The sequence below is a fragment of the Pinisolibacter sp. genome (genome assembly GCF_036782435.1).
Taxonomy (GTDB): domain Bacteria; phylum Pseudomonadota; class Alphaproteobacteria; order Rhizobiales; family Ancalomicrobiaceae; genus CALBKH01.
The window spans coordinates 1-7,021 of the sequence record NZ_DAIPZB010000090.1 but is presented as its reverse complement, the minus strand read 5'-3'; the positions used below and the strand labels follow the sequence as shown (position 1 = coordinate 7,021).

The window sequence follows — 7,021 nt, the reverse complement described above, 5'->3', positions numbered from 1 at the left end:
TGAATCACGGCAACGCCCATGCCGGAATCCCCGAACGTTTCGAGCGATTGCCCTGCACCGGCCGGCGCGGCGCTTGTCCGGCGCGGCGATCCGGTCTAGGAACCTCGCGACCCCGCGCGACCGCGCGGGTTTTCGTGTTGGTGTTCGAAAAGCGGGTGGATCGATGGCGAACGAGACGAAACTGAAAGCGCGGGTGCCGCGCGGCTTCGTCGATCGCGGTCCGGCCGAGGTCAAGGCGACCGAGGCGATGCTCGGCAAGATCCGCGAGATCTACGAGCTCTACGGCTTCGAGGCGGTGGAGACGCCGCTCGTCGAATACACCGACGCGCTGGGAAAATTCCTGCCGGATCAGGACCGACCGAACGAGGGCGTCTTCTCGGTCCAGGACGACGACGAGCAGTGGCTGAGCTTGCGCTACGACCTGACCGCGCCGCTCGCCCGCTACGCCGCCGAGAACTGGACGCAAGTTCCCAAGCCCTATCGCAGCTACCGGGTCGGCTGGGTGTTCCGCAACGAGAAGCCGGGTCCGGGCCGCTTCCGCCAGTTCATGCAGTTCGACGCCGACACGGTCGGTGCGGCCTCGGTCGCGGCCGACGCCGAGATCTGCATGATGATGGCCGACGCCATGGAGGCGGTGGGGCTCGCCCGTGGCCAGTACGTGGTCAAGGTCAACAACCGCAAGGTCCTCGACGGCGTCATGGAGGCGATCGGCCTTTCCGGCGAGGAGAACGGCCACAAGCGCCTGACCGTGCTGCGCGCCATCGACAAGCTCGACAAGGTAGGCTCGGAGGGCGTGCGCGACCTGCTCGGCAAGGGGCGGCTCGACCAGTCCGGCGACTTCACGCCCGGTGCGGGGCTCAATGACGAACAGATCGCACGTGTTGGGATGTACTTCGGATTCAAATTACTTCCGAATCCCGACGAATCCGCGATCGACTACTGGAACACATTTCTCGATGATTGGCAGTTTGGCGTCGGCGTAAGCCCGGTTGGCGTAACGGGTATATCCGAGTTAAGAGAAATGGCTTCTCTATGGTGTACAGCGGGCTACGATTTTGATCGAATTCGCATCGACCCATCGGTGGTCCGTGGACTCGAGTACTACACCGGCCCTGTTTACGAAGTAGAACTCACCTTCGAGGTGCCGAACGACAAGGGCGAGATCGTCCGCTTCGGCTCGGTCGGCGGCGGCGGGCGCTACGACGGGCTGGTGTCGCGCTTCCTCTCCGAACCGGCGCCGGCGACCGGCTTTTCGATCGGCGTGTCGCGGCTGATGACGGCGCTGAAGGCGGTCAAGAGCCCGATCCTCACGGCGTCCGAAGACCTCGGCCCGGTGGTGGTGCTGGTGATGGACCGCGATCAGGTCGGCGCCTATCTGGCGCTGACCAAGCAGTTGCGCGACGCCGGGATCCGCTCCGAGTGCTATCTCGGCTCGTCGGGCATGAAGGCGCAGATGAAATACGCCGACCGCCGCAAGTCGCCTTGCGTGATCATCCAGGGCTCGAACGAGCGCGAGGCCGGCGTCGTCCAGATCAAGGACCTGATCGAAGGCGCCAAGGCCGCCGAAGCGATCAAGTCCAACGCCGAATGGAAGGCGGCGCGCCCCGCGCAGGTCGAGGTCGCCGTCGCCGAGATGGTGGCGACGGTCGCCGAGATCTGGACCGGCCACGGCGGCACGATCCGCAAGCCGTCCGCCGATTGAACGACACCCTTTCACGACGCCTCGCACGGGAGTGACCCCATGGCGCCGAACTCGAAGAAGGCCCGAGAGGCCGAAATGCTTGAGGTGTTGGCCAAGGCCGGCATCTTCACACCGGAAACCCTTTCTCAAACTCTCGACGAATCCTCGCGCCTGTCGACAGAACAGAACGTCGATGCAGCGTCGCAGGAAATGCTCGAACGGCTAGAGCAAGAGGGCATCTACTCATTAGAGGCTCTAGACGACATTCTGGAGGGGCGGGGCCACGATGGCGAGGAGCTCTCCGCCTTCGATCCGACCGCCGAACTCGTCGCGCTGTTCCAGCGCGAGGTCGAAGCCGAGATGGTCGAGCCGGCGATCCTGTTGCCCGCCGATCTCTTCCTCGACACCGCCGGCGAGGACATCCGCCGCCGGCTGTTCCTGACCCAGGACGTCGAGGGCCGGGAACTGTGCCTGCGCCCCGACTTCACCATCCCGATCTGCCGCCACTATCTGGAGCACGGCGAGGCCGGCCGCGAAGCGGCGCTCGGCTATTTCGGCCCGGTGTTCCGTCAACGGACCGGCGAGAGCGCCGAGTTCCTCCAGGCCGGCATCGAACTCTTCGGCAACGACGATCGCGCCGCCGCCGACGCCGACGTGTTGGCGCTGGCGCACGAGGCGGCGAACCTCTTCGCCGTCGACGCGCCGCAGGTGAAGATCGGCGACGAGGGGCTTTTTCTCGCCCTCCTCGACGGGCTCGGCCTCGCCCAGCCGCTGCGCCGCCGTCTGCGCGGCCTCTTCGGCACGCCGGAGCGGCTCCTCGCCACCATCCGCCGGCTCGCCTCCGGCGAAGGCGACGCCGAGGCACTGCGCCACGCCGGCATTCTCTCGGCGCTGGCCGGTTCGCGCCCCGACGAGGCGCGCAACCTCGTCGAGGACCTGCTCGGGCTCGCCGGGATCGCCACGGTCGGCGGACGCTCGGCCCACGAGATCGCCGAACGGTTCCTGGAGCGGGCCGCGCTGGCCGCCGACGGCGGCATGACGGCGGAGGCCGGCGACATCCTGACCCGCTATCTCGCCATCACCTGTTCGCCGGAACATGCCGTCGACGCGCTCGACGCCTTCCAGGCGCAAGTGAAGATCGACATGACCGCGGCGATCGATCTCTTCGCGCGACGCAACGACGCCTTCCGCGATTGCGGCATCGAACTCGATCGGCCGGTGTTCCGCGCCGACTTCGGTCGCAACCTCGACTACTACACCGGCTTCGTCTTCGAGATGCGCGACGCCGATCGCGGTCTTCTCGGTGGCGACAAGCCGGTGATCGGCGGCGGCCGCTACGACGGCCTGATCGAGCGGCTCGGCAGCCCGCGGCCGGTCGCGGCCTGCGGCTTCTCGATGTGGCTCGATCGCTTGGGGCTGACCGGCTACGGCCAGGAACTGGGAGAGCGCGGATGACCGACGGACTGATCATCGGTGTGCCTTCCAAGGGCCGCCTGCAGGAGAACACCAACGCCTTCTTCGAGCGCGCCGGTCTGCCGGTGCTGCAGCCGGGCGGGGCGCGCAACTATCGCGGCCGGCTCGGCGGCATCGACGGCGTCGAGATCGCCTTCCTCTCGGCCTCGGAGATCACACGAGAGATCGCGGCGGGCAACGTCCATTTCGGCGTCACCGGCCTCGACCTCGTGCACGAGAACATCGCCGACTGGTCGAGCCGCGTGCATCTCGTCACCGAACTCGGCTTCGGCTACGCCGACGTGGTGGTCGCGGTGCCGAAGGCGTGGATCGACGTCGTCACCATGGCCGATCTCGGCGACGTGGCGGCGGAATTCCGCGCCCGCCACGGCCATCAGCTGAGGATCGCGACGAAGTATCTCAACACCACCCGCCGCTTCTTCGCCGAGCACGGCATCGCCGACTATCGCAACGTCGAGAGCCTCGGCGCGACCGAGGGCGCGCCGGCGGCCGGGGCGGCGGAGGCGATCGTCGACATCACCACGACCGGCTCGACGCTGGTGGCCAACAACCTCAAGATCCTCGCCGACGGCGTCATCCTGAAGAGCCAGGCCCATCTCGTCGCCTCGAAGACGGCCCAGTGGTCGGATCTCGCCCGCGCCCAGGCCCGCGCCATCCTCGACCGGGTGTCGTCGGAAGCCCGCGCCCGGCGCTCGCGCGAGGTGCGCACCCGGCTCGACGATGCGGCCGGAGCGATCGCTTCCGCCGCCGATCTCGGTGCGGTGGCGCCCTTCGGCGCGCCGGTCGCCGGGCAGCCGCTGACGCTGCACGTGCCGGCGGGCAAGGTGGCGGCGCTCGCCGATCTGTTGCGCGCCCGCGGTGCCGACATGGTCACCGTGTCGAAGCTCGACTGGGTGTTCGCGGCCGCCAACGAGATGGCCGACGCGCTCGACGCGGCGCTGGGGTGAGCCGGAGCCTCGGCCGCCGGGGGATCGTCACGCCGCTTCGAGCTCGCCGTCGGCCATGACGCACCGGTCGCGGCCGGCCTGTTTGGCGCGATAGAGGGCCTGATCGGCGCGCGCCAGGAAGGCGTCGGCGCTCTCACCCGATCGCCACAGGGCGACCCCGGCGCTGGCCGAAACGGGGACTTCGACCTCGCGCAGGCGGATCCGGCCGACCGCGGCGCGCAGACGCTCGGCGAGGCGCAGCGCGCCATCGTGCTGCAGACCTTCCAACAGAACCACGAATTCCTCACCGCCGTAGCGGCCGACGACATCCGTGTCGCGCAGGTTGGCACGCAGGCACCCGGCGACGCGGATCAGCACGCGGTCGCCGATCGGATGGCCGTAGAGGTCGTTGATCCGCTTGAAGTGGTCGAGATCGATGAAGACCGCCGCGAGCGCGTTCGCCTCGCGGCTGGCCCGTTCGATCGCCGCTTCCAGCCGCTCGACGAGCAGACGGCGGTTGCCGATGCCGGTGAGCGGATCGGTCAGCATCAACCGCTCAAGTTCCTCCGTGCGGCGCGCGACCTCTTCCTCCAACCGGCGGTTGGCACGGGAGAGCACTTCTTCCGATCGCTTGATGGCGGTGACGTCGACGGCCGACGCGATCAGTCCCATGAAGCTCCCGGAACTGTCGGTGCGAGGCAGGATTCGCTCGAGAACCCAGGCGTAGCCACCATCGCCGCGACGCAGACGGTATTCGATCTCATCGGCGCGCGGCGCGGCGAGAAGGGCGCCGATGCGCTCGCGGTAGGCGCCACGATCGTCGGGATGGACGAAATCGAACCAGTCGCAATCGAGGCTCCGCCGCTCGTCGAGACCGACGAATTCGCACCACGAGCGATTGACGTAGCCGCGTACGCCGTCGGGGGCGCAGACCCAGATCATCGCCGGTGCGTAGTCGGAAATCAGGCGGAAGCGACGCTCGGTCTCGCCGAGGGCGGCGATCAACACCTGTTCGACGGTCGGAATCTCGGAAGACTCGATCGCGCGGGCGGGCGCCTCGCCTCGCTCGTCGTGCTTCAGCGCCAGACCGATCTTACGATCGGAGCCGAGAATGTGTGAAACGAGCCAGGTGACGAGAAACTCCAACACCTGCTCGGCGACGTCGGCCTGCAACAGATCGTCGCGTTCGGCGATGCGAGCGACCTTCTCGACGAACCCGTGATGGGCCTCGCGATGGCGCGACTTCTCACCGTCGGCGAGCGGCGCACGCTCCAGCAGCTTTTCTTCGTCGGCGAAGTGTTTCCCGGCGTAATCCATGAGTTCACGGATCAGCGCTTCGATCCGCGGCAGTTTCCCGCCGTCGGTTATGGCCGTCGCCAGTTCGTTGATCAGATCCACCAGCCGACGATGCTGCGCATCGATGAGCGGGATACCGATCTCGAAGCTGCTGTTCCAATAGAAGAACTGCACGACGCCACCCTCTCCGTCGCGTGCCGCTCCGGACTCCCGGTCGTTCCGGTATTCGGTCGAATGCTACTCGTTCGTCCTTTCGATTCTACTTACGCATTTCGTCCAATCGCGAAATTACAAACATCTTCCGCCCGAGATTCGGGCTCTCCCGACCGTCTCGCGGCGGGTCGGCGATGGTGGGGCAGGTGGAGACGGGGAGGCGGCGACATCGACCGCGCGATCAATAGGCCTGCGGCGGCCGGACGATGAGGACGTTCAGATCCTGTTTCGGGGTGAAGTCGTCGTAGACCACTTCGAAGCGGGTCGGGGCGATCTTCTTCACGCCGGTGGCGCAGAAGCTCACGAGGTTCTTGACGTCGCCCTTGTCGACGACGAGGCGGAAGCGACCGATCGGGCCCTTCCAGTTGGCGCCGGAGGTGAGCACGTAGGAGACCCAGATCTCCGGGCGCAACAGCTCCGGGTTCTTGCCCTGGGTGGCGTCGAAGCCGCGGACGAAATCGTCGTCGATGCAGTATTTGGCACGCAACGCCGCGATCTCCTTGGCCAGCGCCGGGTCCTTGCGCAGGCTCGGCTTCAAGATCGAGCCTACCGAGCCGCCGGCGAGCGGCGTGTAGGCATGGGAGACCCGGATCGGCCGTCCCGCCGGGAAGACCTGGGTGCGGGTGACGGTGGTCTTGGTCACCCAGCCGGCGAGCCAATAGGGATATTGCTCGTCGCCGTCGTTGCGGAGCAGCCCTTCGGCGAGAAGCGCCTCGCGCTCGGCCGGCGTCTTCTTCTCCACCGCCGCATTGAAGCTCTCCCAGTCGGCGAGGAGGCGGAAGCCGGCGGCCTTCACCCGATCCGAGACGTCACGACCGTTCACCACCGCCTGCTGGACGATGTCGAGCTTCAGCGGCCTGCCGTCGACGGTGGTGCGGAAATCCAATTCCTCGAGGAAGTCGGGGACGCGCATCTCCGGCTCGTAGACGACGTCCGGCAGCGGGAACGCCACCAGCGTCTCGATGTCGGCGCCCGAGGTGTTGAGGAAGACGTAGTCGACGGTGATCTTCTTCTCCGAGACGAAGAGGTCTTCGCTCTGCATGACGATGGCGTCGGACTTCACCAGCGTCAGTCCGCCGACACCGACTTCGGCGGTCGAGTCGTTGGCACGGGCGGGAAGAGCCGCGAGGCCGAGGGCGAGGAGGGCGGCGGCGAGGCGGGTCATCTCGGTGCTCCGAAACGAGGGGAGCGCCGAAAGAGCGCTCGATCACAGACGAATAGATACGTGTGACCGCGCGAAGACAATCGCGTTCGTCGGCGCTCGGTGCGGACATGCCGCCCCGTACGATCGGGGCGTCCGACTTCACCACCCGCGACCGACGGTCATGAAACAGAAAGGGCGGCCGAAGCCGCCCTTTCCACATTTTCCGACGGAGACTTCGATCAGAAGTCCATGCCGCCCAGCGAAGTCGGGCCCGCCCGACTTCGCCAC

General features: G+C 67.1%; 5 protein-coding genes. 3 read left to right on the top strand and 2 right to left on the bottom strand.

Features of this window, described 5'->3' with window-relative positions; translation table 11 throughout:
• Positions 1–163 precede the first annotated feature (163 nt).
• The 3 genes from hisS to hisG are packed head-to-tail and all read left to right on the top strand — an operon-like array spanning position 164 to position 4,101.
• Positions 164–1,702 carry a histidine--tRNA ligase gene (hisS, locus tag V7Q42_RS21010; RefSeq protein WP_333826225.1) on the top strand — a complete coding sequence of 513 codons (1,539 nt, stop codon included), beginning with the start codon at positions 164–166 and terminating at the stop codon, positions 1,700–1,702.
• A 39-nt stretch (positions 1,703–1,741) separates the two neighbouring features.
• Positions 1,742–3,136: an ATP phosphoribosyltransferase regulatory subunit gene (locus V7Q42_RS21005; RefSeq protein ID WP_333826224.1), complete on the top strand. Its 1,395-nt coding sequence runs from the start codon at positions 1,742–1,744 to the stop codon at positions 3,134–3,136.
• Positions 3,133–4,101, top strand: a complete 969-nt coding sequence (gene hisG / locus V7Q42_RS21000) for an ATP phosphoribosyltransferase (RefSeq protein WP_333826223.1) — start codon at positions 3,133–3,135, stop codon at positions 4,099–4,101. Before V7Q42_RS21005 ends, hisG begins: the two co-directional genes overlap by 4 nt.
• Before the next feature lie 27 nt (positions 4,102–4,128).
• Here the strand turns inward: hisG and V7Q42_RS20995 are convergent, their stop codons facing one another.
• Together V7Q42_RS20995 and V7Q42_RS20990 are read right to left on the bottom strand one after the other, a co-directional pair.
• A complete protein-coding gene (locus V7Q42_RS20995) occupies positions 4,129–5,550 on the bottom strand; it encodes a bacteriohemerythrin (protein WP_333826222.1) in 1,422 nt (473 codons plus the stop codon).
• A gap of 220 nt (positions 5,551–5,770) precedes the next feature.
• Positions 5,771–6,754, bottom strand: a complete 984-nt coding sequence (locus V7Q42_RS20990) for a DUF4424 family protein (protein ID WP_333826221.1) — start codon at positions 6,752–6,754, stop codon at positions 5,771–5,773.
• Positions 6,755–7,021: the final 267 nt, after the last annotated feature.